Origin of the sequence: Paracoccus sp. (in: a-proteobacteria), assembly GCF_030538495.1 — a bacterium.
Classification (GTDB): domain Bacteria; phylum Pseudomonadota; class Alphaproteobacteria; order Rhodobacterales; family Rhodobacteraceae; genus Paracoccus.
Genome location: NZ_JAUNTW010000002.1, coordinates 170,986 through 197,954 on the forward strand (window position 1 = coordinate 170,986; position 26,969 = coordinate 197,954).

Annotated in this window: 22 protein-coding genes, 1 tRNA gene and 1 pseudogene; 5 read left to right on the forward strand and 19 right to left on the reverse strand. The window is 63.8% G+C overall.

Going from position 1 to position 26,969, the window contains the following annotated elements; translation table 11 throughout:
- Window positions 1-103: 103 nt before the first annotated feature.
- The 4 genes from Q4G20_RS02430 (at window position 104) to Q4G20_RS02445 (ending at window position 4,690) form a co-directional block, all read left to right on the forward strand.
- On the forward strand, window positions 104-775 hold the full coding sequence (locus Q4G20_RS02430; protein WP_303341741.1) for a hypothetical protein: 672 nt from the start codon (window positions 104-106) through the stop codon (window positions 773-775).
- 178 nt (window positions 776-953) lie between these two features.
- Window positions 954-2,528: a Re/Si-specific NAD(P)(+) transhydrogenase subunit alpha gene (locus Q4G20_RS02435; RefSeq protein WP_303341742.1), complete on the forward strand. Its 1,575-nt coding sequence runs from the start codon at window positions 954-956 to the stop codon at window positions 2,526-2,528.
- Window positions 2,529-2,538: 10 nt separating this feature from the next.
- Window positions 2,539-4,125 (forward strand): NAD(P)(+) transhydrogenase (Re/Si-specific) subunit beta, encoded by a 1,587-nt coding sequence (locus tag Q4G20_RS02440; RefSeq protein WP_303341743.1) that lies wholly within the window; start codon window positions 2,539-2,541, stop codon window positions 4,123-4,125.
- A 220-nt stretch (window positions 4,126-4,345) separates the two neighbouring features.
- Entirely contained in the window at window positions 4,346-4,690 is a 345-nt protein-coding gene (locus Q4G20_RS02445; RefSeq protein ID WP_303341744.1) for an arsenate reductase family protein, read from the forward strand.
- Here Q4G20_RS02445 and Q4G20_RS02450 read toward each other — a convergent pair.
- The 16 genes and pseudogenes from Q4G20_RS02450 to Q4G20_RS02525 form a co-directional block, all read right to left on the reverse strand.
- Window positions 4,687-5,115, reverse strand: a complete 429-nt coding sequence (locus tag Q4G20_RS02450; RefSeq protein WP_303341745.1) for a TIGR01244 family sulfur transferase — start codon at window positions 5,113-5,115, stop codon at window positions 4,687-4,689. The genes Q4G20_RS02445 and Q4G20_RS02450 overlap by 4 nt on opposite strands.
- Before the next feature lie 338 nt (window positions 5,116-5,453).
- Window positions 5,454-6,725, reverse strand: a complete 1,272-nt coding sequence (locus tag Q4G20_RS02455; RefSeq protein ID WP_303341746.1) for a class II D-tagatose-bisphosphate aldolase, non-catalytic subunit — start codon at window positions 6,723-6,725, stop codon at window positions 5,454-5,456.
- Complete coding sequence (locus tag Q4G20_RS02460; RefSeq protein WP_303341747.1) at window positions 6,722-7,639, reverse strand: ROK family protein; 918 nt, start codon at window positions 7,637-7,639, stop codon at window positions 6,722-6,724. Before Q4G20_RS02460 ends, Q4G20_RS02455 begins: the two co-directional genes overlap by 4 nt.
- On the reverse strand, window positions 7,636-8,712 hold the full coding sequence (locus Q4G20_RS02465; protein ID WP_303341748.1) for an SIS domain-containing protein: 1,077 nt from the start codon (window positions 8,710-8,712) through the stop codon (window positions 7,636-7,638). The genes Q4G20_RS02460 and Q4G20_RS02465 overlap by 4 nt, the downstream gene beginning before the upstream one ends.
- Window positions 8,713-8,723: 11 nt before the next feature.
- Window positions 8,724-9,602: a transcriptional regulator gene (locus Q4G20_RS02470; RefSeq protein WP_303341749.1), complete on the reverse strand. Its 879-nt coding sequence runs from the start codon at window positions 9,600-9,602 to the stop codon at window positions 8,724-8,726.
- Window positions 9,603-10,673, reverse strand: coding sequence for an ABC transporter ATP-binding protein (locus Q4G20_RS02475; protein WP_303341750.1), 1,071 nt, complete (start codon window positions 10,671-10,673; stop codon window positions 9,603-9,605).
- Window positions 10,660-12,555 (reverse strand): DUF5107 domain-containing protein, encoded by a 1,896-nt coding sequence (locus Q4G20_RS02480; protein WP_303341751.1) that lies wholly within the window; start codon window positions 12,553-12,555, stop codon window positions 10,660-10,662. The genes Q4G20_RS02475 and Q4G20_RS02480 overlap by 14 nt, the downstream gene beginning before the upstream one ends.
- Window positions 12,552-13,424, reverse strand: a complete 873-nt coding sequence (locus Q4G20_RS02485; protein ID WP_303341752.1) for a carbohydrate ABC transporter permease — start codon at window positions 13,422-13,424, stop codon at window positions 12,552-12,554. The genes Q4G20_RS02480 and Q4G20_RS02485 overlap by 4 nt, the downstream gene beginning before the upstream one ends.
- A gap of 1 nt (window position 13,425) precedes the next feature.
- Window positions 13,426-14,310: a carbohydrate ABC transporter permease gene (locus Q4G20_RS02490; protein WP_303341753.1), complete on the reverse strand. Its 885-nt coding sequence runs from the start codon at window positions 14,308-14,310 to the stop codon at window positions 13,426-13,428.
- A 62-nt stretch (window positions 14,311-14,372) separates the two neighbouring features.
- Window positions 14,373-15,629 carry an ABC transporter substrate-binding protein gene (locus tag Q4G20_RS02495; protein WP_303341754.1) on the reverse strand — a complete coding sequence of 419 codons (1,257 nt, stop codon included), beginning with the start codon at window positions 15,627-15,629 and terminating at the stop codon, window positions 14,373-14,375.
- Window positions 15,630-15,715: 86 nt separating this feature from the next.
- Window positions 15,716-16,521, reverse strand: a pseudogene (locus Q4G20_RS02500) (carbohydrate ABC transporter permease).
- Window positions 16,518-17,396 carry a carbohydrate ABC transporter permease gene (locus tag Q4G20_RS02505; protein ID WP_303341755.1) on the reverse strand — a complete coding sequence of 293 codons (879 nt, stop codon included), beginning with the start codon at window positions 17,394-17,396 and terminating at the stop codon, window positions 16,518-16,520. The pseudogene Q4G20_RS02500 and the gene Q4G20_RS02505 overlap by 4 nt, the downstream one beginning before the upstream one ends.
- A gap of 10 nt (window positions 17,397-17,406) precedes the next feature.
- On the reverse strand, window positions 17,407-18,438 hold the full coding sequence (locus tag Q4G20_RS02510) for an ABC transporter ATP-binding protein (protein WP_303341756.1): 1,032 nt from the start codon (window positions 18,436-18,438) through the stop codon (window positions 17,407-17,409).
- A gap of 3 nt (window positions 18,439-18,441) precedes the next feature.
- A complete protein-coding gene (locus Q4G20_RS02515; protein WP_303341757.1) occupies window positions 18,442-19,203 on the reverse strand; it encodes a metallophosphoesterase in 762 nt (253 codons plus the stop codon).
- A 53-nt stretch (window positions 19,204-19,256) separates the two neighbouring features.
- Complete coding sequence (locus Q4G20_RS02520) at window positions 19,257-20,528, reverse strand: ABC transporter substrate-binding protein (RefSeq protein ID WP_303341758.1); 1,272 nt, start codon at window positions 20,526-20,528, stop codon at window positions 19,257-19,259.
- Between the two features lie 30 nt (window positions 20,529-20,558).
- The gene (locus tag Q4G20_RS02525) at window positions 20,559-21,341 is read right to left on the reverse strand and encodes a DeoR/GlpR family DNA-binding transcription regulator (protein ID WP_303341759.1); all 783 of its coding nucleotides are present in this window, start codon (window positions 21,339-21,341) and stop codon (window positions 20,559-20,561) included.
- 73 nt (window positions 21,342-21,414) lie between these two features.
- Here Q4G20_RS02525 and Q4G20_RS02530 point away from each other — a divergent pair, with 73 nt between their 5' ends.
- On the forward strand, window positions 21,415-21,777 hold the full coding sequence (locus Q4G20_RS02530) for a hypothetical protein (RefSeq protein WP_303341760.1): 363 nt from the start codon (window positions 21,415-21,417) through the stop codon (window positions 21,775-21,777).
- Between the two features lie 4 nt (window positions 21,778-21,781).
- Here the strand turns inward: Q4G20_RS02530 and Q4G20_RS02535 are convergent.
- The 3 genes from Q4G20_RS02535 to putA form a co-directional block, all read right to left on the reverse strand.
- Window positions 21,782-21,858: transfer RNA gene (locus Q4G20_RS02535), tRNA-Pro, on the reverse strand.
- A 41-nt stretch (window positions 21,859-21,899) separates the two neighbouring features.
- Window positions 21,900-23,495: a GMC family oxidoreductase gene (locus Q4G20_RS02540; RefSeq protein WP_303341761.1), complete on the reverse strand. Its 1,596-nt coding sequence runs from the start codon at window positions 23,493-23,495 to the stop codon at window positions 21,900-21,902.
- On the reverse strand, window positions 23,492-26,929 hold the full coding sequence (gene putA / locus Q4G20_RS02545; RefSeq protein ID WP_303341762.1) for a bifunctional proline dehydrogenase/L-glutamate gamma-semialdehyde dehydrogenase PutA: 3,438 nt from the start codon (window positions 26,927-26,929) through the stop codon (window positions 23,492-23,494). Before putA ends, Q4G20_RS02540 begins: the two co-directional genes overlap by 4 nt.
- Between the last annotated feature and the right edge of the window lie 40 nt (window positions 26,930-26,969).

The window sequence follows — 26,969 nt, forward strand, 5'->3', positions numbered from 1 at the left end:
CGCAGAACGCCGCGTCGCAAGCGGTGCGTTTGGTGTGGGAATTGACAGCATCCCCCCGGTCGCGCACAACCCAACCCAACAAATGATGTGTCAGGAGACGAACATGACCCATAATCCGAACGAACCGCAAAAGCGCGAAGACGTCTATGTCGAGCCGGTGAAAACCCAATCTTCGGCGCTGCCGCTGATTATCGGGGTGCTGGTTGCGTTGGCCTTGGCCTATTTCATTGTGACGCGGTTCACCGGCAACGACACGCCGGTGGCAGACACGACCGTGACCACGACGCAGGACGCCCCGGCGGCGCCGGTCGTGACCGAGGCTGAAACCGCCGTCGAAACGGTTGAGACCGAAGCCGAAGCCGCCGCGGCATCGGCTGAAGCGGCCGCCGAACAGGCCGCAGCGGACGCGCAAGCCGCAACCGAGGCCGCAGAAAACAGCGTCGCCGCAGCCGCCGACAGCGCCGCAGAAACCGCTGAACGCGCGGCTGAAACCGCTGAAGCGGCTGCTGCATCCGCCGTTGAGGCTGCCGAAGCTGGCCTGACCGAGGCCGCGCAAGCCGCCCAGGACACCGCCGAGGCCGCAGCCGAAACCGCATCCGAGGCCGCCGCCGCCGTGCAAAACGCCGTGTCAGATGCGTTGACCACGCCGACCACGACCCCGGCACCGGCCACCACTCCGGCGACCCCCGCGCCGTCGGCCATCACCGTGGAACCGACCCCCGCACCGGCGACCAGCACCACCACCGTGCCGGTCACGCCTGCGCCGACCAACTGATCGCGCGGCACCCCAAAACACAACCCAAAGGCCCCCGGCCTTTGGGTTTTTTGATGCGCAGATCCCAAACAACTGGTTCTTTCCGGTGAAGTGAACCGATGACAGGCTTGTGAAGCCGCGCGCGCCGGTGCTATTCACTTTGCAACTGCGAAATCACCATGCGGGGGGCGATGACACCATGAAGATCGGTGCGCTAAGAGAGACTTTTGACGGAGAGGCGCGCGTTGCGATTACGCCAGCCTCTGCGGGTCATTTGCAAAAACTGGGGCATGAGGTCTGGATTCAGGCCAATGCGGGCAGCCGTGCGGGCTTTTCCGACGCGGATTATCAAAAAGCGGGCGTGACGGTCGCGCAAACCGCCGCCGAACTGATCGGCGCGGTTGATGTGGTCGCCAAGGTCCGTCAGCCCAGCCCCGGCGAATTGGGCCAGATGCGCGACGGGCAAACGGTCATTTCGTTCTTCTATCCCGCGCAAAACGCGGAATTGCTGGCGCAGGCCAAAGATCAGGGCGTGACCGCGATTGCCATGGATATGGTGCCGCGCATCAGCCGGGCGCAGAAAATGGATGCGTTGTCATCCATGGCCAACATCGCCGGCTATCGCGCCGTGATCGAGGCGGCGAACAATTTCGGCCGCTTCTTTACCGGGCAGGTGACGGCGGCGGGCAAGGTTCCCCCGGCCAAGGTTCTGATCGTGGGCGCCGGTGTGGCCGGTCTGGCCGCGATTGGCGCGTCGGTCAGTCTGGGCGCGCAGGTCTATGCGTTCGATGTCCGCCCCGAAGTGGCCGAACAGATCGAATCCATGGGCGCGGAATTTGTGTTCCTTGATTTCGAAGAATCGCAACAGGACGGGGCCGCGACGGGCGGTTATGCCGCGCCCTCATCGCCCGAGTTCCGCGAAAAACAACTGGCCAAGTTCCGCGAACTGGCCCCGCAAGTGGACATCGTGATCACAACGGCGCTGATTCCGGGCCGCGACGCGCCGGTTCTGTGGACCGCCGACATGGTGGACGCGATGAAACCCGGCAGCGTGATCGTTGATCTGGCCGCGGAAAAGGGCGGCAACTGCGAACTGACCGTGGCCGACGAACGCATCGTGACCGAAAACGGCGTTGTCATCATCGGTTACACCGATTTCCCGTCGCGCATGGGCGCGCAGGCGTCGGAACTCTATGGCAACAACATCCGTCACTTCATGGCCGATCTGACGCCGGGCAAAGACGGCGTGATCGTTCACAACATGGAGGACGACGTGATCCGGGGCGCGACCGTGGCGCATGACCATGATGTGACATGGCCGCCCCCTCCGCCGAAAATCGCCGCAATCGCGGCGCAAAAGCCCAAGGAAAAGAAAAAAGAGCCGACCCCCGACGAACGCCGCGCCGCCGAGGTGGCCGCGTTTCAGGCACAGACCCGCAGCCAGTTCACCTTGCTGGGGATTGGTGCCGCGCTGATGCTGCTTGTGGGCCTGTTCGCCCCCGCCAGTTTCCTGCAACATTTCATCGTCTTCGTGCTGGCGGTGTTCATTGGCTTTCAGGTCATCTGGAATGTCAGCCATTCGCTGCACACGCCCCTGATGGCGATCACGAATGCGATTTCGTCCATCATCATCGTGGGCGCGATTATGCAGATCGGTTCGGGGTCATGGCTGATCGTGCTGCTGGCGGCGCTGTCGGTGTTCATGGCGGGCATCAATATCTTTGGCGGCTTCATGGTCACGCGGCGTATGCTGGCCATGTTCCAGAAATCGTAAGGATCGGATCATGGAACAAACCACCAATTTTTCCGCGCCCGTGATCGTGACCGACACCATGATGACCACCCCGCCCATGGCGCCCGTCGTGGAGCCTGTGATCGTGCCGGTCGGGCATGGCGTTTTGTCGGCGCTGCCGGCCTATGGCTTTACCACGGCGGCGTATGTCGTGGCGGCGGTGCTGTTCATTCTGGCCTTGGGCGGGTTGTCGGGCCAGGAAAGCGCGAAACGCGCCGTTTGGTATGGCATTGTTGGCATGGCTTTGGCCGTTATCGCCACGCTGTTCGGGCCGGGTTATGGCAATTGGCTGCTGACGATCCTGATGATCGGCGCGGGCGGCGCGATCGGCTGGGTCGTGGCCAAGCGCGTGCAGATGACCGAAATGCCGCAACTGGTCGCGGCGATGCACAGCCTTGTCGGTCTGGCGGCTGTGTTCGTGGGCTTTAACGCGCAGTTCGAACTGGGCCGGGTGCAGCGCCTGATGCAGGAATTCGCACTGGGTCTGAACGATCACCTGCTGCATCTGCGTGGCTTTGCCGCCGTTCTGGCGCATAAAACCCCCGCCGAGCTGTCCGTTCTGAAGATCGAGGTGTTTCTGGGCGTGTTCATCGGCGCGGTGACCTTTACCGGGTCGGTGGTCGCCTATGGCAAGCTGGCGGGCAAGATCGACGGCAAGCCAAAGAAACTGCCGGGCGGGCATATGCTGAACGCGGGTGCGGCGGCGCTGTCGCTGCTGTTGGGCATCCTCTATGTGGCGGGCGCGGGTCCGGCGGTGCTGTGGCTGGTGGTCATCTGTCTGCTGGCGTTCTTTATCGGCTATCACCTGATCATGGGCATCGGCGGCGCTGATATGCCGGTCGTGGTGTCCATGCTGAACAGCTATTCCGGGTGGGCGGCGGCGGCCATCGGCTTTACGCTGGGCAATGACCTGCTGATCGTGGTCGGTGCCTTGGTGGGTTCGTCGGGTGCGATCCTGTCCTATATCATGTGCAAGGCGATGAACCGGCATTTCGTGTCGGTGATCCTGGGCGGCTTTGGCGGTGAAACCGGCCCGGCGGCGGAAATCGAGGGCGAACAGATCGCCATCGACGCCGACGGCGTGGCTGCGGCCCTGAACGACGCCGACAGCGTGGTGATCGTGCCGGGTTACGGCATGGCCGTGGCGCAGGCTCAGGGCGCGGTCAGCGAACTGACCCGCAAACTGCGCGCATCGGGCAAAGAGGTGCGCTTTGCCATCCACCCCGTCGCCGGTCGTCTGCCCGGTCACATGAACGTGCTGCTGGCCGAGGCCAAGGTGCCGTATGACATCGTTCTGGAAATGGACGAAATTAACGATGATTTCCCATCCACCGATGTGGTCATCGTGATTGGGTCGAACGACATCGTTAACCCCGCCGCCCAAGACGACCCCAACAGCCCGATCGCCGGTATGCCCGTGCTGGAGGTGTGGCGCGCGAAACAGGTCTTCGTGTCCAAACGCGGGCAGGGCACCGGGTATTCCGGGATCGAAAACCCGTTGTTCTTTAAGGAAAATACCCGGATGTTCTATGGCGATGCCAAAGACAGCCTGAACAAATTGCTGCCGATGATCGACTGATTTTCGGCGATAGGAACCAACCCGCTGGTGGTGACGCTGGCGGGTTTTTTCGTGGCTGGAACCGTGATGGGGCAGGGGCGTTGACCTGCGCGTCGCGACCTGACACACTGCCGGTAACGTCTTGAGGGATAATATGAAACTGACCGCTGCTTTCGCGTTGTTGCTGGCCTTGTCCGCCTGTGGCGTGCCATTCGTTCCGTTCATCTGATTTGGAGGATATATGTCCAAGACATTGACCATGCTGGGACTTGGCCATTGCTCGACCTGCCAAAAGGCGCATGCCGCGTTGCAGGACCATGGCTGGACCGTCGATTTCCGCGATGTTCAGAAAGACCCGCTGACCGATGACGAACGCGCCGATCTGGTGCAGCGGTTTGGTGAAAAAATCATCAACCGCGCCAGTCTGACATGGCGCGTCATGTCCGATGACGAACGCAGCACGGACCCGGTCGCCATGATGGCCGCCAAGCCCAGCGTTATGAAACGTCCCGCCATCATCGCGGGCGATCTGAACCTGCTGGGCTGGACGGCAAATGTGAAACGCGCGCTCGACGTGCCAGCTTAACGGTTCTGATTGGCCAGCGATTCAATCAGCGGCCGAACGCCGGTCAGGTCGTAACCGGCCTGATGGGCGGTCGCCATAATCTCGGATACCGGCGTTTTCCCAGCCTGATTCAGCGCCCACAGAACCGTGCAGCGATTGCCCGTGCGGCAATAGGCGACCACAGGCGCGCCGCCATCCGTCGCCGCGCCAAAATCCGCGATCAGTTGCGGCGTGATCTGACCCGGAAAGAACGGCTGGTAATGATAGGCCATGCCCGCATCCGCCGCCGCCGCCGCCATGGCGTCGTGATCCAGACCAGCCTCGATTTCGTCATCGGGGCGGTTGTTGATCAGAACCTTGAAACCGGCCTGTGCCAGACTGGCCACATCGGCAGGCGTCAACTGCGCCGAAACCGCAAGCGTAGGGCTAATCTGCCGCAAATCCATCGCAAACCTCATTTATTGCTGTCACGCCTTTGGGCTGTGTAAATGTGGGTTTGTCAAGGCTGGATGGTGGTTATGTTACATAATACAGATTATTGGATAATTACAATCCTGGCGTGTAGCGACGACGGTTGGCAGCGTGGGACTTGGCCGCTCGAAAAACTCAGCCATCATTGTGGACAATTACAAACGATTGGCCCCTGCTCTTTTATTCAGACGGTCATCCTGACACTGCCATAGATATTGTGTTGATGATGAGAAAAAATATCCGCACAATTTTCACGGACATCGCGCGGGACGGCGTATTGTCGCTGGCCCCATCGGGGCCAGCCGTTGCGTCGTTACGCCGCCGTCTGACAGGCCAGATACGGGATCAGGACGCCCTGAATTTCGGCCATGACTAACGCATCAGCCCAGGGCACATCGCGGATCGCCTCGGCCCGCTCCAGCGTTGCCGCGTCGAAAAACTGGGCCAGCAGCGGCGCGGGGGGGCGTGGGCCGTCAAGCGCCGCCATCAGCGCATTGACCGCCGCCACGGCCTCGGGCCGGGTCCAGTAGTATCGGATCCGGTCGGCGTAACCGAAATGCAGCAGATCGCGCAGCGCCTCGCCCTCGGCGTCGTAATGCGCGGCCCACGGGCCGGGATCGGCGCGCATCAACCCCTCCATCACGGCGGGCAGGCCGACCCCCTGCCCGCGCCACGCCGCCAGCCCGTCAAGCGCATAGAGCGCGCGGCGCAGCGCAAAGGTCAGGGCGGGGCCGACCTTCAGCACCGCGAAATGACGCCGTGCCAGATCGCGGAACACGGCATCGTCCTGATAATCGGTGGAATGGGCCTCGAACGCCATGGCCGGATGGTCGGACAGCGCCGCCGACAGATGGTCGGGCTGGTCACGGTCAAAGCGGATGACGTGATCGGGGGTGAACTCTAACCCCGGCTGCACGACCAGGGCGACCATGCGCGGCCAAGCCCCGCCCAGCCCCCGCGCGTCAAAGGCCGCGCGATGCGCCGCAATCGTGGCCGCCGCTGCCTGCGGATCGGTGGGCGGCACGCTGTCGTGGTTGTCATCGGCGCGGGCGCCGCCGGGGGGCGGAACCTCGGTCCCAAAGCAATAGGACAGAGCGGCGGGATCGGTGGCCGCGCCTTCGCACACCGCGGCCAGATCGGCGGCGCGGTCGGCGCTGATCGCGTCCCCCACCTGCGCCGGTTCGCCCGCGCAGCCTTCGGAACAATCCAGATGGATTTTGGTAAACCCGGCGCGGACAAAGGCGCGCATCAGATCGCGGGCCTTGGCCATGGCGGTGTCCGCATCTTCGCGCCGCCAGACCTGCGGCCCCAGATGGTCGCCGCCGAAATGCAGCCGCGCCGGGTCCATCCCGTTCTGCACCGCCATATCCCGCGCCCATGCGACGAAATCGGCGGGCGTCATGCCGGTATAGCCGCCGAACTGGTTCACCTGATTCGACGTTGCCTCGATCAGCAGGGGTTGGCCGGACGCCGCCGCCAGCCGCATGGACGCGGCCAGAACCAGCGGATGCGCCGAACAGACCGAGGCCAGCGCAACCGGCTGGCCCGCGCGGTTGCGGGAAATGGTGTCGCGCAGCAGATTCATGTCGTTTCCTTTGTGGATGATTGCAGGGCAAACAGCGCCGCCCCGCGCGCGCCGCTGGCATCGCCGAATTGCGCAATGCGGATGCGGGGCGCGCGGGTGCCGGTCAGAACGCGGGCGTCGATCAGGCTTTGCGTGCGGTCGGCCAGACCGGGGACGGTGGACACGCCGCCGCCCAGAACGATCACGTCGGGGTCGATGGTCAGGTTCAGGATCAGCAGCAATTCAGCCAGCAGCGCAAACCACTGATCGACAACGCCCGCCATGGCCGCATCCCCGGCGGCGGCGCGGGTGAACACATCGACCGATGGGACAGCTTCGCCGGTCAGGGACAGCGCCAGCCGCGCCACGCCTTCGCCCGATAACAGCGTTTCATAACAGCCCACAGCGCCACAGCCGCAGCGCAGCACCGGCAAGCCCAGATGGGCGGGGGCGGCGATATGGCCGACCTCACCCGGCAGGCCGCCCATGCCCGTCACCAGCCGCCCGCGATGCACGACGCCGCCGCCGATGCCGGTGCCGATGACCAGCCCGACCGCCGTATCGGCCCCATCCGCCGCGCCGCCGATGGATTCGGACAGGGTGAACAGCTTGCAATCATTGGCGAATGCGATGCGCCCGCCGGCGCGGTCCGCAATTTCAGCGGTGATCGGGCGGCCCGTGGCGGGCAGGTTCGCGGTCGTCGCCTGTCCGGTCGCGGGGTCGATCACACCGGGCAGGCCGATGCCGACCGCCAGATCATCCCCGCCCTGCCCGCGCAGCCAGCCCACCATATCGCAGACAGCGGCGATGATCCCGGCATAATCGCCGCGCGGCAGAGGGATGCGGTAACGCGCGATCTCGGCCATGTCGGGGGCAAACAGGCGCGCTTCGATCTTGGTGCCGCCGACATCAATACCGCCCGATGCCTGCGTCATGCCGGATGCCCCGCCCACGGATACAGCGTCACCCCCGACACCACCCGCGTCAGATTGCGCCCGGCAAAGGGATCATCGGCGTTCAGGCCCAGCGTATCAGACCAGCGCAGCGACAGGATTTGCGCCGGGATCACGTTCAGCGGCACCGACCACGCATCATCCAAGCCCGCAAACGGGCCGATCCGGGTGGCGATGCCGTCGTGATATTGACGGCCCAATTCGTCGATCAGGTCGGTTTCATAGCGCGCAGTCTGCGCATCCGCCGACCCCAGCACAAAGACCTGAGTCTGCGGGTTCACCACCGCCTTGGGGCCGTGGCGAAAGCCCAGCGGCGTGTCAAACATCGTCACCACCTGCCCCGCGGTCAGTTCCAGCACCTTCAGCGCGGATTCGCGCGCAGCCCCGGCCAAAGGCCCCGCGCCCAGAAACACCGCGCGTTCCGGCATCGCCAGTTCCGCGTCAAAACCGCGCGCGATCACCCCATCCGCCGCATTGGCCAGACGGTGCAGCTGCGCCGAAATGCCCCCCTGCGGCGGGGCAAAAACCGACAACGCCGACAGATACATCGTTGTGTAGCTGGAGGTCATGGCAAAGCCCGCATCCTCGGTTTCCGGGGGCAGGATCAGGCGGCGGCATTGTCCTGCCGCGCCGTCGGGCATATCGCGCGTGGCCAGTGCCGATCCGGCGTTGCAGGTGATGTGCAGCCGGTCAAAGCCCGGCGCGTGCGCGTCCAGCAGGTCCAGCGTGCCGATGCTTTCGGAACTGTTGCCCGACCGGCCAAAGGACACGACCAGCACGCCCCGGTCGCGGTGCAGAACATCCTGCGGACGGGCGACAAGATCGGGCGACGGCACCGCGCGGAACCGCGCCCCCCCCGACACGCCATTCAGCGCCGCCGCCAGCGATTCCCCGATAAAGGCCGATGTCCCTGCCCCGCAGAACCAGATTTCATCCACCCCCCGCGCCGCGATCCAGTCGCGCAGATCATCGGCCCCAGCGGCCAGAGCGGGGGCAAAGTCGCGCCAAATCTGCGGTTGCTGGCGAATTTCGCGTTCAGTGGCAAAACGGGTCATCATATTTCCTTTCACGGCAGGGCGGCGCGGATAACGCTGATGCCGCGCCCGGTCAATTGGTCGTAAATATCGGCGGGAATCGCGTCGTCGGTGACGATCATATCGACCCGGTCCAGCCCACAACAGCGGTGCAGACGCGGCGCGCGGAATTTGGTGCTGTCGGCCAGTACGATCACGCGGGCGGCCACCTCGATCATATGGGCGTTCTGGCGCGCCTCGGCCTCGTTATAGGTGGACAGGCCGAAATCGGGGTCGATGGCGTCCGCGCCCAGAAACACAATGTCAAACCGCAGCCGCGCCAGCGTCGATTCCGCCAATTCACCGACCAGAGATTGCGATTGCGGGCGCAGGATGCCGCCGGGCAACAGCAATTGATGCTGCGTCGCGCCATGCAGAACGCCCGCGACGTTCAGCCCGGTGGTCATCACGATCAGCGGCGGGGCCGCGCGCAGATGATGGGCAAAGACCTGCATCGTCGATCCGCCATCCAAGAGGATCGACTGCGCATCCCCCAGATGATGCAGGGCAGCGGCGGAAATCGCCTCTTTCTGGGGGCGGTTCATCACGGCTTTGTCGGACACCGTGGGTTCGATGCGGCCGGTATCGGTGCCTGCGCCCTGCGCCAGCGTCATGGCCAGCGCGATGCGGAAATCCGCGACACCTTTGTAACCAAAGCTGCGGCAGAACCGCAAAACGCTGGGTTCCGACACCCCCGCCCGCGCCGCGATCTGATTCAGCGGCAGTTGGATGAAATGATCGGGCGCGTCGGTCAGAAACCGCGCCACGCGCTGATGGGCGGGGCTAAGCGCGCCCGCCTGATCGCGCACGCGCTGAATCAGGTGGATCGGATCGGGGGGGCGGCCCGCCCCTTGGGTGGCACGGTCGGACATTCAGGCCCCCGCCGGTCGGGCCAGCAGATTGCGGCCCGTGTCGTCAAAAGCCGCCAGCCGCGCCGCATCCGGCAGCAGGTGCAGCACATCGCCCGCCCGCGCGGGATGCTGTTTGCCCAGCCGCGCGATGAATTTTTGCCCATCGGCCAGCGTGCCATGCGCGATCGTTTCATCGCCCAGTTGTTCGACCACAGAAACGGTCAGGGTCAGCGCGCCCGGCGCGCCGGGGCGGATCGTCACATCTTCGGGGCGGATGCCCAATTCGGTGGCCTGCGCGGCATGGGCGGACAACGAAACCGAGACACCGCCCGGCAGCACCGCCACCCCGCCCTGCATCGTCACACGGACAAAGTTCATCGGCGGTTGCCCCAGAAACCCGGCGACAAAACGGTTGGCGGGGTGGTTGAACAGCTCCAAGGGCGTGCCGACCTGTTCCACATCGCCGCCGCGCATCACGACGATGCGGTCGGCCAGGGTCATCGCCTCGACCTGATCATGGGTGACGTAGATCATCGTATTGCCCAGCCGCGCATGAAGCTGCGCCAGTTCGACCCGCATATCCCCGCGCAGCGCCGCATCCAGATTGGACAGCGGTTCATCGAACAGGAAAATCGGCGGGTTGCGCACCAGCGTGCGGCCAATCGCGACCCGCTGACGCTGACCGCCGGACAGCGCCTTGGGCTTGCGGTCCAGCAGGTGATCCAGTTGCAGCAGCGTGGCGACTTCGCGGACGCGCGGGCCGATGTCGCGGCGGGGCATCCCGGCGATTTTCATGCCAAAGCCCATGTTTTCGGCCACCGTCATATGGGGATAGAGCGCATACGACTGAAACACCATGCCGATACCGCGCGCGACCGGGGGCGCGGTCGTCACATCCTGCCCGTCGATCAGCACCTGCCCGCTGGTCACATCCTCAAGCCCCGCGATCAGGCGTAAGAGCGTGGATTTGCCGCAGCCCGACGGGCCGACCAGCACGACAAATTCCCCATCCGCAATCGTCAGATCCACCCCGCCGATGACCCGATGCCCGCCATAGCTTTTGCTGATGGATTTCAGTTCAACATGGGCCATTCGGGGTCTCCTCTGGGTCGGGCTGCATTCGGAAATCCAGATGCGGGGGCAAGGGGTGGTCGCGCGGATCCTGTCCACGCAGGGCGATCAGGGCGTCCCATAATTCGCAGGTCACGGTTTCGCCTTCGCGGATGGTGGCAAAGGGGCGGGTCAGCAGATCGGCCAGCGTATCGGCATCGCCATCGGCGGCGGCCAGACGCGCGCGGGCCAGATGGATGCGTTCGTCATCGCGCGCCGCCGCCGGCAGGTTGGTGACGAACGGGCCAAAACCGGCGGGGTCATGGCGGCGCAGATGTTCGGCGATTTCTGCGGCCAGCGACACCGGCGCGCCCCCTGCGGCCCATGCGGCGCGGTAATGCGCGGTCGCCTGCGCCGGGTCATCGGCGCACAGCGCCAATTGCCGATGCGCCATCCAGTGATCGCCCGCCATCCGCGCCAGTTGCGCGGCCTGCGCCCGACAGCCCTGATCCAGAGCCGCAACCGACCGGAACAGAGAGGCGCGCGGATCATCCACCCCCTCCAGCCGCGCCAGCCATGCGGACGACAGCGCGAACCCATCCGGGAATCCCGCGCGTGGCGCGCGCCCGGCGGCCAGATCGTCCCAGAAATCGGGGGCGTGATTGGTCGTGAAATCCAGATGCGCGGCCAGCGTTTGGCCCGTCAGCGCCTGATGCCGCCCGCCCCATGGCGCGCCGGTGGACAACACCCGCGCCGGGGTCTGCGCCACCCGGCGCATCCAGTCCTGCGCCGGTTCCAGCCCGCCCGGACAGGCCGCCGTCAGCGCATCAGTGGCGGCATGGTAATCGCCATGCGCGCCCGGCACGGTGACGGGGGCCAAAATCGCGGTCCAGTCCAGCACCGCCCCCGGCGCCAATTCCCGCCGCTGGTTCTGATGCGGGGTGATCCCGGCCTGAAGTTCGACATAATCGCCCTGCCCCGGCTGCGACAGGTAATCCATCCAATGCTGCCCGCCCGGCGCGGTGCCGAAATAGAAAAACTTGCGCCCCGGCAGGCCCTCTGTCGCGATATGGGCCAGCCCCTGCCCGTCCGCATCCACGCAGGCGATGATCCCCGGCCCCGGCCTGCCGCCGCGAAAGAACACCGACGTCGCCCCGCGCCAGTTGCCCGGATAGGACCCGTCCGGGTCACGCGGAAAAGCGAAACGCTCCAGATGGTTATCGGGCAAGACATGTTCGATGCTGTCATCCGCCGCCGCCAGCACCCGCCCCCCCGGCGGCGTGGCAACCGCGATATTCGTCCACCAATAGACCCGCGCAGGCGCATCGCCGGGGTTCATAATGCGGCCATGAATGACCAGCGGCCCATCACCGGGCGGCAAAAACAGGTCAATCTGCCAGACACATTCGGTCGTGCGGTCAAATTCATACAGCCGCAGCACCGGGCCATGTTCGGTATCGACCCGCGCGGTGAACACCGGGCTGCATGTCGTGGGGCTGTGACCCGGCGTCAGGCCGTTCCATTCCACCCCGCCCGAAAACCACGCATTCAGCGCCGCCAGATTGGCCGGCTGAAACACCGGGTTGCAGAACAGCAATTCGCGCCCTGCGGCTTTGTCGAACAAACTGGTCAGCCGCCCGCCCAGACCCGGTGCGATGCGGGCGCGGAACCGGTCGTTTTCCAATTGCTGCACCGGCAGGGCGGCGTCGCGCCGATCGCGGTCGTAACGGTCCTGCACCTGATAGGGCAGGATGCTGTCCGCGCCCCAGTCGAACAGATGGGTGACCTCATCGCCCTGCAACCCCACAGGCGGGGCATCGCTGACCGGGATCGGCTGTTGCCAGCGGTATCGCGGCATCGGACAGGGTGGGCCAAGCCACGCCATCGGCAGGATCACCTGCGCATCGGTCAGCGTCGCGGTCATTTCACGCCGCCCATGGTGATGCCGGAAATCATCTTTTCCGACAGCGCAATGAACAGAACCACCGTCGGCACCATCACAATGGTCACGCCCGCAAACAACGCCACCCAATCGCCGCCCGAATACTGCATGGATGTGATCAGCGCATAAATCCCCAGCGACAGCGTGCGGTTATCGGGGCTGTTCAGCAAGACCAGCGACCATTGATATTCGTTCCACAGCCCGACGAAATTCAGGATCGCCACCGTCGCAATGCCCGGCATGGCCAGCGGCAACATCACATGGCGGAACACCTGAAAATCCGAACAGCCGTCAATGACCGCGGCACTTTCCAATTCCGACGGCAGGGACGTGAAAAACCCTTCAAGCACATAGATCGAAAACGGGATCGACAGCGCGATATAGGCCAGCGTCAGCCCGGTCAGGCTGTCGCCCAGCCGCATCTGATTCATGATCACGAAAATCGGCACGAACAGCAACGGATAGGGAATCCCCATGCCAAAGGCGAAAAAGCTGGACATCGCGCCCCGCCCCCGGAACCGCGCCCGCGCCAGCACATAGGCCGCCGGAACCGACACGATCAAAATGCCCAAAACGGATGCCGACACCACCAGAGCCGAGTTCAGGAAATAATCGCCAAAGCGGTTCGACACCCATGTCTTGACGTAATTGCCCCAGACCGGATCCAGCGGCAGCGACCACGGTTCGCGGAACAATTGCCGGTTGGTTTTCAGCGATGCCGAAATCACCCAGACGACAAAGAACACCGAACTGAACGACCAGCCCGCCACGATCAGATAGCTGATGGCCCGGCCCAGACGGCCACGGCGCACGGGCTTGCGGCGGATGGATGGGTTGCTGGGATGGGTCATCTTAATACTCCAGCCGGTCGCGCTTCATCAGCAGGCGCAGGCCGACAATGGTGATCAGCGTGAACACAAACAGCGCCACCCCGATGGCCGAGGCATAGCCCAGCGCATAGACCGGTTCGCGCTGACCAAACCCCATAATGTAAAGGTAAATCGCCGGCGTATACAGGTTCTGGTCGATATTCGGCCCGCCAAAGGCATAGGGAAATTCGGTCAGCTTGATCGCCTGAATCGACCACAGCACCACCGCAATCGTCACAATGTCCCAGATCATCGGCAAGGTGACATAGCGGAAAATCTGAAAGGTGGATGCGCCTTCCAGACGGGCGGCCTCGAACATATCTTGCGGGATTTTGTCGGCTCCGGCCAGCACCAGAATGGTAAAAAACCCCGCCGACACCCAGACCAGCCCGACGATCATTGCCGACAGCACGTTTTCGGGCGCGGTCCACGGCGTTGCGGCCAGACCGTCCAGCCCCATCGCCTTAAGCAGATTGGTCAGCAGGCCATAACGCGGCGTGAACACAAACGACCAGAACGTCGTAATCGCCACCACCGCGATCATATTCGGCAGGAAAATCAGCGCGCGAAAGAATTTCTTCCCCCACATCCCGGAACTGAGCAGCATGGTAAACAAAAACGCCAGCCCGAACACCGCCGCGCCGCCGATGACCAGCACCGTCAGCATATTGCGCACCGCGCGCCAGAAAATCGGGTCGCCCCACAGCCGCGTGTAATTGCGCAGACCCACCCAGACCGGATCATCGCCAAAGCCGCTGGTCGCATAAAAGCTGAGCTGAAAGGCCTGGATCGCGGGCAGGATCATCAGCCCCAGATACAGCACCAGCGCAGGCACCAGAAACAGAACAACCATGCGGCGGCGGATCATCACGCGCCCCTTTTTGTCATGACATCAGGGGGTTGGCCGGTGGTCCCGGCCAACCATCGGGATCAGTTCTGGCTGTCCCAGTATTTTTTGGTTTCGTCGACCAGACGGGCGACGAACTGTTCCGGCGTGGTTTCGCCCAGGAACATGCGGTTGTATTCCGGCTGCAACACCTGCGACGTAAATTCGGGATAGAGGATGTTCAGACCGCCGCCATAGGGGGTCAGGGCCGTGGCCTCGGCCGCGGACGTTTCGGCACTGGCCAATGCGCCCGGCCATGCCACGCCGCTGCGCGTCACGCCGACGCCGCCGGTTTCGGCCAGAATGGCCTGTGCCTCGGCCCCCATCAGGTGGTTCAGGAAACCCGCCGCCTCATCCGCATGGGGGGCGTTTTTCAGGATCGCAATGGACACCATCGCGACCTCTAGATCGGTGGCCTTGCCTTTGCCATCCGCCACAGCGGGGAAATTGAACGCACCCCATTGGAAATCGGGGCCAGCGGTCGATGACAGTTCCGTCGGCAGCCACGAGCCCACCAGTTCGCCCACGGTTTCGCCCAGCGCGATCGTCGTCTGACCGGCAGGGTATTGGAACCCGCGCGCGTCCTGCGCGATGCAATCGGCATCCCACAGCTGACGGCCCGCCTGCGCGGCCTCGAGCACCGCCGGATCGTTCCAGCCCTGCCCGGTTTTGTCGGCAAAGGCGGTCAGCATCGCATCCGGCCCATTCTTGCGCGCCAGATAATGCGAGAAATAGGCCGCGTTATAGAACGCGACGTTCCCTTCGATCACCAGCAGATGCGTGTCCGCGTCCCGCGCCGCACCACACAGCGCCAGCAGGTCGTCCCATGTCGCGGGCGGCTCGCCAATCTCGGCCATCGCCTCGGCGTCATACCAGAAATTCACGGTGTTATAGATATAGGGCAGCTGGACCACGCCATCATCCTGCCCATAAAGCGACAGCACCCCCGGCAGCATCGCGTTTTTCACGTCATCGGTCAGATCCGATGACAGATCGCGCAACTGGCCCTGCAATTGCAGACCGCCCGCCAATTGGTCGCTGTCCTGATCCATCAGATCGACCGGAGTCTGCGCGGCCAGTGCCTGACGCAGCTTGGTCTGGTTCTGCCGCCCGTTCCAGACCACGTTAAAGGTCGTTTCCGGGTTCGCGGCGGTGTAATCCGCCATGATTTGTTTCAACGCCTCGGCCTGCGGTTCGTTTTCGTTCCACATCGACCAGTAAACCAGTTCGGCCGCCCCTGCGGGAACCGCCGCCATCAACGCCACCGCCGCGACGCCGCCTTTAATCCAGAATGTTGTCATGTTTTCCTCCCATCGCGGCGCTGTGGCCGTTTCCGTAAAACTACGGTGGGTGAAGTTTTACTACATGTCAACGGTTCCGTTGCGGGTCATTTGATGCCCGCGCGCATGAAGCTTTGCACAAACTGGCGCTGAAAGATCAAAAAGGCGATCAACAGCGGTGCCGTGGATAACAATGTTGCGGCGTTGATGATCGCCCAGTCGGTGCCGCTTTCGGCCGTGGCAAAGACCGACAGGCCAACGGTCAGCGGGCGCGTTGCACCGAATTGGTGATAATCAGCGGCCACAGAAAGTTGTTCCAATGACTGCTGACCGACACCAGCCCAAAGGCCAGAAAGGTCGGTTTCGCCAGCGGCACATAGACACGCCACAGCAACCCCAACAGGGAACAGCCTTCCAGACGCGCGGCCTCGTCCAGCTCTTTGGGGATGGTCATAAAGGTCTGACGCAGCAGGAACATGGCAAAGGCCGACGCAAAATAAGGCAGCCCGATGGCAAAGATCGTGTCCAGAAAGCCAAGGTTGTAAATGGTGCGGTAATTCTGAACCAGCAAGATGTCCGGCATAATCGTCAGTTGCAGCAGAACCAGCGCAAACAGAAACCCCTTCATCGGGAACCGCAGCCGGGCAAAGGCAAACGCGGCCAGCGTGCATAACACCAGCTGGATCGACAAAATCATCGTCACCAGCAGGATGGTGTTCAGAAAATACCGTCCGAATGGCGCGGCGTCCCACGCCCGGACGAAATTATCCAGCGTCAGCGGCGCATCCCAGACAAAGCGGGTCGAATACATCGGCGGGTGAAAGGCCGACCACACCGCATAAGCCAGCGGCAAAATCCAGATCGCGGCCAGCAACCATGCGCCGGCGCGCATCAACAGAATGTCCAGCTTCATTTGTAATGCACCCGTTTGTCCATCAGAAAGAACTGGCCAATCCCGATCAGCGCCAGAATGGCGACCAGAACCACGGTCAGCGTCGCGGCATAGGCGGTATCCCAATAGCGGAATCCGACTTCGTAGATGTAATACAGCAGCAGGGTGGATGCGTTATCCGGCCCGCCCTTTGTCATGACAAAGATATGGTCCACCAGACGGAACGCGTTAATCACCGCATTGACGGAAATAAACAGCGTCGTGGGCATGATCAGCGGCCAGACCACGCGGCGCAGAAAGGTGATGCGGCCGCAGCCTTCTAACGCGGCGGCTTCGCGCAGGCTGGTGGGGATGGATTGCAGCGCGGCAAGGTAAAAGATCATAAAGAACCCGGCCTCTTTCCAGACCGTCACCGCCATCACCGCATAAAGCGCGGACCGAGGCTGACCCAAAAGGTTCGTCGGCCCGATGCCAAACCAGCCCATGATCTGATCAAACAGACCCATCCCCGGCAGATAGAAAAACACCCAGATATTCGCGACCGCGACCAGTGGCAAAACCGTGGGCGTGAAATAGGCCATGCGCATCAGCGCCGATCCGCTGAACGGGCGATAGACCGCCAAGGCCATGGCCAAGGCCAGCCCGATGGATGCCGGGATCGTCACGACGGCGTAAATCAGGTTGTTCCACATCGCTTTGCGAAACACCGGGTCGGCGATCAGGGTGGCGTAATTGTCGATGCCCACGAATTCCGACGGGCGGCGCCCGCGCGGCGTGGACCAGAAACTGTCAATCAGCGTGTTGATCGCGGGCAGATGGGTAAAGGTCAGCAACAGGACCATGGCGGGCAACAACAGCAGCCAGCCATAAATCCATTCGCGTTTTTCAATCGTCATCGCCGCCCCCTTATGCGTAAACGCGCGCAGGCGCGGTGTCGGGCAGGCGCTTGCCGGTGGCGGTGTCAAACAGATGCTGCGCGCCCGTGTCCCACGTGACACAGGCATCGCTGGGCGGCGGTCCCAGACGCGCGGGCATCCGCAAAATCACCCGGCTGGCACCGATCTGGGCGGTGACCAACTGATCGGCGCCCAGATATTCAACACCGGTGACACGCGCGGGCGTGCCATCAGCAGACAGGCGCATATCTTCGGGGCGGATGCCGATTTGCGTTTTGGGATCAAAGCCCGACAGATCCGCCGCATCAATCAGGTTCATCGGCGGCGTGCCGATAAAGCGCGCCACAAACACCGTCGCGGGCCGTTCATAGAGTTCGCGCGGCGTGGCGATCTGATCGACATGCCCGCCATTCATCACGACGATGCGGTCGGCCATGGTCATCGCTTCGACCTGATCATGGGTGACATAGACCATCGTCAGGCCCAGCCGCTGTTGCAGGGCGCGAATTTCGACCCGCATTTCCGCGCGCAGTTTCGCGTCCAGATTGGACAGCGGTTCATCCATCAGGCAGACCGGGCGTTCCGACACAATCGCGCGTGCCAGTGCGACGCGCTGTTGCTGGCCGCCCGACAGCTGCCCCGGTTTGCGGTCCAGCAATGTGTCCAACCCCACCATCGGCGCGACCTGCCCCAGAATCCGGTCCTGTTCCGCGGCGGGGGTGCGGCGCACGGCCAGACCAAACAGGATGTTCTGCGCCACGCTCAGATGCGGAAACAGGGCATAGTTCTGAAACACCATCGACACATTGCGTTCCGCCGGGGCCAGCGTGACAATATCGCGCCCATCCAGCAGAATCTGGCCGGAATCGGGGCTGTCAAATCCCGCAATCAGCCGCAGCAGCGTGGATTTGCCGCAGCCCGACGGCCCCAGCAGCGCCGTGAACTTACCGGCGGGCATGGTGATGTTCACATCATGCAGAACCGTGGTGCCGCCAAAGGATTTGCGGATATGGTTCAGCGTCAGAGGAAGGCCGTGAATCATGGGTCAGGTCCGAATGCCTGCATCATGGCAGGGGTGAATGGTCACGCTGCCGCAGGGCAACAGGCGGTGCAGGTAGAAAACATATGGCTCGGTCACGAAACCGGGCGCGTGGTCGAAATCCAGCACATGCTGAAAGGCGGGGCCTCCGCCGATGGCGCAAAGATGGCCCTGCCACAGCGTTTGCACGGGGCGATGCACATGGCCCGCGATGATATACAGATCGCGATGCCGGATCAGCGCGGCCAGACGATCCGCGCCCCGGATCAGGCTGCCATCCATATCGGCAAGGCCGGTCGGAAAGACGGGATGGTGCATCATCAGACAGGTGGGGCCGTCATGGGGCTGCGCCAGCCGCTGTTCCAGCCAGTCCAGCCGCGCATCGCATAATTCGCCGCGCACATCGCCGGGGATCATCGTGTCCAGCCCGATGACACGCAAGCCCTTGATGATCCGGTCAAACTGCGCGAACCCGCCGTCAAAGCGGATCATATCCGCAAACGCGGCGATGAAATGGTCGCGGTGATCGTGATTGCCGGGAACCGCCAGAACCGGCATGGTCAGAGGGGCCAGAATATCGCGGATCAGCGCATAATCGGCGGGGCTGCCGCCATCGGCCAGATCGCCCGAAATCAGCACCAGATCCGGCGTGTGATCGACCACGGCGCGCACAACCGCGCGGGCCGCATTGGCGGCGTCATCGCGGACCGGTGCGGTTTCTTTGACATCAGAAAAGACATGAAAATCAGACAGATGCGCAATCAGCATAAGGGCGGCCCCTGTGGGTAAAGGGGCGGCACAAAACGCGCCGCCCGGTTGAATCAGCGATAGGGGCGCAGGATGCGGTCCAGTTCGGCCTGCGCGTCGGTCAGCGCCTGTTCGGCGGTTTTCTGACCCGTCAGCGCGGCGGCCACGGCGTCATTCAGAACGCGCGTGGTGCGCCCGTTTTCATAGGTGGACCATTCCGGCACCGACACGGGGATCTGTTTGCGGGCAACCTCGGCCGCGGGAACCTCGGCCACATAGGCTTGCAGTTCGGGGGTGTCCCACGACCCGTCACGCGGCGCGACATAGCCGGTCTGGATGCCCCAATCGGCCAGAATCTCATCGCTGGTCATGAATTTGATCAGCTCGAACGCGGCTTTTTGCTGATCTTCCGGCGCGTCGGAAAAGATATACAGATTGCCGCCGCCCAGCACCGATGCCGGGTTCGGATTGCCCGGCATGGGGGCCAGACCGAAATTGATCGTCGCATTGTTGCGCAGATTGGTCAGGTTGCCGGTCGTGGACCAGATCATCGCAAGCTGCCCATCCATGAACGACTGCGCCGTGGTCCCCCATTCCAGAATACCGGGCGGGTGGATGCCGGCGCGTTCCAGATCGACCCAGTATTGCAGCGTCTCGACCACACGCGGATCGGTCAGATAGGTTTCGGTGCCGTCGTTGTTCATCAGGCGCACATCGTTTTGCGCGGTCATGGCGCCAAACATCCACTGGTTCGACCCGTTATTGCCCGGAATCCCGATGCCGTAACGCGACCCGTCACCCGTGGTCAGCTTTTCGGCGTAATCGCGCAGTTCGTCCCAGGTGGTCGGGGGCGTTTCGGGGTCCAGACCGACCTCGGCGAAGGCGTCTTTGTTCCAATACATCACCGCCGTGGACCGCTGGAACGGGATGCCCCAGACATGGTCGTCCACCGTCGCACTGGCCATATAGGCGGGCATAAAGCCATCCAGCCACGCCTGATCTTCGGCCGTGGTCACAAAGCTGTCGATGGGCGCGATCACGTCTTCGTCCAGCAGGGTAAAGATGTCGGTGGCCAGCAGCACGGCCAGCGCGGGCGGGTTGCCACCTTTGGCCGTGGTCAGCGCCTTGGTCGTCGTGTCGATATAGCTGCCCGAATAAATCGCGTTCACCGTGATGTCGGGGTTCTGTTCCATGAACTGCGCGACATAGCCGTCAATCACCTGCGTCAGCGGGCCGCCAACGGCAATCGGGTAATACATGTCAATCGTGGTGTTCGCCGCGGCCGCACCCGACAGCGCGATCAGCGAGGCACCGGCCCACAGGGCCAAGCGGTTGGTTTTGGTCATGGTCGTCTCCGGTTTTGGGTTGGGGTGGTCTCAGCAGAACACGAACCTCTGCGCGATAGGGTCAGGCAGATCGGCGGTCAGGGGGCGTGTATCAGTGTCGGTGACAATGATGTCGATGGCGTCAAGGCCGGTGACCAGCGTCATGGCCTTGCGCGTGAATTTCGTGTGATCGGCGGTCAGAATGCTGGTCTGAGCGATTTCGATCATCGCCCGCGTCGTCGCCGCCATATCCGGGTCCACCATGCAGATCGCCTGCCGGTCCAGATCAATCGCGGCGATGTTCAACAGCGCCTTATCGACGTTAAAGGCGCGCAACTGATCAATCGCCTGCGGGCCGATAAACGACCGGTTGATCGGGGCTAACTGCCCGCCGATCATATGCACATGCGGCGCACCCGCATCCGTCAGCAGTGCCGCCGTATCCAGCCCATTGGTGATGAAACGCAGCGTTTTGTTCGCAGCCAGCAGCCGCGCGGCCTGAAATGCCGTGGTGCCAGCGGAAATGAACACAGCATCGCCATCGTCAATCATAGCGGCGGTTGCGCGCCCGATCCGCGCTTTTTCCGCGCGCATCGCCAGATCGCGAACCGCCGTCGGGCTGCCCTGCGTGACCTGCCCCATGACAATCGCGCCGCCGCGCGTGCGGCGCAGTTGGCCGCAGGCTTCCAGTTCCGTCAGGTCGCGGCGGATGGTGGCTGTGGACACATCCAACGCGGTTTGCAGCGCGTGAATATCGGCAAACCCATCCCGCCGCAGCCGGTCCAGGATCTGCTGATGCCGCTGATTGATGCCGTTGCTCTGAAGGTTGTCCATGATCCCACCACGCCGGTTGTTGCGCATCGGATAACAGGCAACTGTGACCGAATTATGACCGAAACCGCGCATAATGATCGAAATCGATCATTTTTGGCGGCGCGTGATCACCGCGCGCAATCGGTCGATGATGACCGCCTGCGCCGCAAAATGCGGTCATAGTCCCCAAGAACGCCCGGCCCGTATGCCGTCCGGTCGGGACTGCGCCCGTATGCCGTCCGGTCGGGACTGCGCCTGTATGACGCGCGCGGGACAACAGCAATGCGCCCGCTGGAAGCCGTGGCTGGAATATATGGGCTGGTCGCTTCAGCACGCGTCCGAGGTGATCGAACGCGATGTCGCACTGTCCCCGGCGATGTCAGATTTATTGGCCGCCAAGCTGAGGCAGGCCGCGCGCGAACAAAGCTGTAAAAGTGGGCGGGTGAAAACCAGCTAGGTGATGGTCGGGGCGAGAGGATTCGAACCTCCGACCTACGGTACCCAAAACCGTCGCGCTACCAGGCTGCGCTACGCCCCGACTCGGGCGGTATTAGCGTAAGCTGACCGCCGGGAAAAGCCCTAACGCGCGGCCAAAATCATTTGCGCGGCCTTTTCGGCGATCATGGTCACGGGGGCGTGGGTGTTGCCCGACACAATCGCGGGCATGATCCCGGCATCCGCGATGCGCATGCCCTCCAGCCCATGCACGCGCAGTTCGGGGTCCACTACGGCCATGGGGTCGGTCCCCATCTTCGTGGTCCCGACCGGGTGAAAGATCGTCGTGCCGACATCGCCCGCCGCCTGCGCCAGTTCCGTGTCACTGGTCAGATGCGCGCCGGGTTTCACCTCGACCGGGGAAAAACCCGCCATCCGGCGGGTGGCCATCAGGCGGCGTGCGTGGCGCAGGCTGTCAATCGCCACCTGACAGTCGCTGTCGGTGGACAGATAACGCGGCGCAATCGCGGGTGCGCGGGTCGGGTCCGGGCTGGTGATATGGCTGTGGCCGCGGCTGTCAGGGCGCAGGTTGCAGACCGACACCGTCAACCCCGGAAAGCCATGCAGAGGATCGCCGAACTTATCCAGCGACAGCGGTTGCACATGATATTCGATGTTGGCGGTATCGAACGCGTCGGATGATTTGGCGAAAATCCCCAACTGGCTGGGCGCCATCGACATTGGCCCCGACCGCCGCCATGCATATTCGGCGGCAATCCCCGCCCTGCCCCACCAACTCCGCGCGCGGTCGTTCAGCGTGCGCGCGCCGGTGATCTGATAGACGGTGCGCAATTGCAGGTGATCTTGCAGGTTTTCACCGACTCCGGGCAGGTGATGGGCGACGTTGATCCCCAAATCGCGCAGGCGGTCGCCCTGCCCGATGCCCGACAGTTCCAACAGCGCGGGTGAATTGATCGCACCCGCCGACAGGATCACCAGCCCCGCGCGCGCCGTCATGGGCTGGCCGTTTTGCGTAAAGGCCACGCCGGTGACGCGCCGCCCGTCCAGCATCAGCCGGCTGACCTGCGCATGGGTCAGGATCCGCAGATTGGGGCGTTTGCGGGCGGGGTTCAGAAACGCCTTGCGCGCGTTCCACCGCAAGCCACCACGCTGAGTCACCGGGAAATAGCCCACGCCCAGATTGTCGCCCGCGTTGAAATCGGCGCAGGCGGGCAGGCCCAGTTCCTGCGCCGCCTCGGCCACGGCGTCCAGAATAGGCCAGTTCAGCCGCTGCCGTGCGACGATCAATTCGCCCGCATCGCCGTGCAGATCGCTGGCGGGTTCGTAATGGCGTTCCGACCGCCGAAACAGCGGCAGCACATCATCCCAGCCCCAGCCGGGATTGCCCATCTGACGCCAGCGGTCGTAATCCGCCGCCTGCCCGCGCATATAGATCATGCCGTTGATCGACGAACAGCCGCCCAAGACGCGCCCGCGCGGGTAATTCAGCCGCCGCCCGTTCAGGCCCGGCTCAGATTCCGTCTGATAACACCAGTCCAGCGTCGGGTCGCCCATGGCATACAAATACCCCACCGGCACATGCACCCAAAACCGGTTGTCGCTGCCTCCGGCCTCTAACAACAGCACGCGATTGCGGGGGTCCGTGGACAGGCGGTTTGCCAGCACACAGCCCGCCGATCCCGCCCCGATGACGATATAATCGTAATCACCCGCTGTCATTCATCGACCCCGGCGAGCAGCGCCGCGTTCCCCCCCGATGCGGTCACATCCACGCACAGATGCCGTTCAATTACGGCATAATCGCGCAGATGCGCCTGCGAAACCAAGGGGATAATCGCGCCGTCACGGCCTGCCAGAGCCTGACGATAGCGCCGCGCCTGATCGTCTGGGCCGTCATAGACCACCACGGCCATGCCCGACAGCCGTGCCAAGGCGTCGGCGTTCAGATGGCCGCTGACCTGAACGGAGGCGCAGCCTCGGGTCGCGGCCTGTTGTGCCTGCGCTGCGGTGTCCGGGCCAAGGCACAGCACCGTGCCGCGCGGATGCAGGGTCAGGCGGTTCAGTTCGCCCGTAGGCCCCGGCAGAACCGAGCGATCCAGAATCGCGCGATCATCGGTCAGCGCCTGATCCAGTTGTGCCTGCACGGTGGCGGCGTCGGCCTCGCCCATGGCGGCATCGCTGCGCGTGACCGGCGCGGCGCGGAACCGGGCGACGTAATGCGGCCCGCCGGCCTTGGGTCCGGTCCCCGACAGCCCTTCGCCGCCAAAGGGTTGGCTGCCCACGACCGCGCCAATCTGGTTGCGGTTCACATACAGATTGCCCACCCGCAGCACCGTGTTCACATGCTGCACCCGGTCGTCGATCCGCGTATGCAGCCCCGCCGTCAGGCCAAAGCCGCGTGCGTTGATATCGGCCATCACCTGATCCAGTTCATGCGCGTGGAAACGGGCGACATGCAGGACGGGGCCGAAAATCTCGGTCGGGATGTCGTGGATGCTGCCGACCTCGATGATGGTGGGGGCGGTGAAATGGCCACGGGCCGGGGCGACCAGCCGGTGCAGCACGGTGCCTTTGTTGCGCGCGGCGGCGACATAGTCGTGAATCCCGCCCTGCGCCTGCGCGGAAATCACCGGCCCGATATCGGTGTCCCATTGCCACGGATCGCCCAGACGCAATTCCTGCATCGCGCCGATCAGCATATCCAGCACCTTATCGGCAATGTCATGCTGCACATAGAGCACCCGCAGCGCCGAACAGCGTTGCCCCGCCGATTGAAACGCACTGGCGACAATATCGCGCACGGCCTGTTCGGGCAGCGCGGTGCTGTCCACGATCATCGCGTTCATCCCGCCGGTTTCGGCAATCAGCGGCGCGTCGGGGGCCAGGTGGTCGGCCATGGCGCGGTTGATCGCCTGCGCCGTCGGCAGGCTGCCGGTAAAGCACACCCCCGCGATCCGGGCGTCCGAACACAGCGCCGTCCCCACATCCTGCCCTGCGCCGGGCAGCAATTGCAGCGCCGTGACCGGCACCCCCGCCTGATGCAGCAGCCGCGTGGCCAGATGCGCAATCAGGCCGGTGGTTTCCGCAGGCTTGGCCAGCACCGCATTGCCCGCCGCCAAAGCCGCCGCGATCTGACCAACGAAAATCGCCAGAGGGAAATTCCACGGTGAAATGCAGGTGATCACCCCGCGCGGCGCATCGCCCGACGCAAAGCCCGCGTAATAGCGCAGGAAATCAACCGCTTCGCGCAGTTCGGCCACGGCGTCGGGCATGGTCTTGCCCGCCTCGCGCGTCAGCAGGGCAAAAAGTTCGGCGTGGTTGTGTTCCAGCAGATCGGCGGCGCGGTTCAGCGCCTCGGCGCGCGTTTGCGGCGCGGCGTCCCAGATGGCCGCGTGGTCCAGAGCGGCGGCGACATCGCCCGGCGTGGCCCAGGCCACTTGCCCCGGCTGATCATCCGGGCGCGCGGGGTTGATGACCGGATGCGCGGCGCGGTCGTCGTCACGCGGCTGCGCCAGAATGGGCTGCGCGTCCCATCTCGCCGTCAGATAGGGTTGGCGCGCCGCATCCAGTGCCGCAATCGTGGCGCGGTCGCGCAGATCAAAGCCCTGCGAATTGGCGCGGTCAGGGAACAGGTCCGATGGCGCGCACAGCCCCGCAGGCGGCTGATCCTGCACCGCCAGCCATTGCGCAAAGGGATCGGGCGCGACCTGATCCGGGGGGATCGTTTCATCGACAATCCGGTTCACAAAGCTGGAATTCGCGCCGTTTTCCAGCAGCCGCCGCACCAGATAGGCCAGCAAATCTTCATGCGCGCCCACGGGGGCATAGATGCGGCAGCGCGTGCCGTGACGGTCGCGGGTGATGTCGTGCAACGCCTCGCCCATGCCATGCAGGCGCTGAAATTCGAAATCGCGCCGCGCGCCCGCCAGATGCAGGATCGTCGCGACGGAATGGGCGTTATGGGTGGCGAATTGCGGATAAATGCGCGGGCTGTCCAGCAGTTTCTGCGCGCAGCAAATCCACGCCACATCGGTCGCGGATTTATGGGTCCAGACCGGAAACCCCGGCAGGCCATCGACTTGGGCGCGTTTCACCTCGGTGTCCCAATAGGCGCCTTTGACCAGACGCACCATGATGCGGCGGTCCAAATCCTGCGCCAAGGCGTCCAGCCAGCCAATGACCCCCGCCGCACGTTTGCCATAGGCCTGCACCACCACGCCGAACCCATCCCACCCCGCCAGAGACGCATCCGACAGCACCGCCTGAATCACGTCCAGCGAGATGTCCAGCCGGTCAGCCTCTTCCGCGTCGATATTCAGGCCCATTTTCGCGGCCTTGGCCTGACGGCAGAGACGCAGCACCACCGGCACCAGTTCGGCCATGACGCGGTCGCGCTGTGCTTCTTCGTATCGGGGGTGCAGCGCCGACAGCTTGATCGAAATGCCGGGATTGTCGCGGATGTCGTCCTGCATGGCCTCGGACGCAAGGGCGGTGATCGCGCCTTCATAGGCCGCCAGATAGGCGCGGGCGTCATGGTCGGTCCGCGCCGCCTCGCCCAGCATATCATAGCTGTAGGTATAGCCGCGCCGCACCATCGCACGCCCGCGCCGGATCGCGGTTGCCACGGTTTCGCCCAGAACAAATTGCTGGCCCATTTCGCGCATCGCCCGGTGAACGGCGGTGCGGATCACGGGTTCCCCCAGCCGCCGCATGGCGTTGCGCAGATGCCCCGCAATGCCGGGCGTTTCATCCCCGCGCAGCACCCGCCCCGTCAGCATCAAAGCCCAGGTGGACGCATTGACCAGCGACGATGACGATTTGCCCAAATGGTGCCCCCATTCGGATGGCGCGATTTTATCTTCGATCAGGTCGTCCATGGTGGCGGCGTCGGGGACGCGTAACAGCGCCTCGGCCAGACACATCAGCGCGACGCCTTCGTCGGTGGACAGCCCGTATTCGGCCAGAAAGACCTCCATCATGCCGGGTTTGCGGTCGTGACGAATGGCGCTGACCAAATCCGCCGCAGCCCGCGCAATGGCATCCCGCGCCGCCGCGTCGGGCGCATTGTCCGCCATCAGCGCCGCAACCGCCTGCGCCTGCGGAACCGTGGTCTGCTGTTGGATCTGCTGGCGGATGTGATCAAGCTGGGCCATCATAAACCTGTGTGTTAAGGGGGCGCGAATCGTCGGCCGG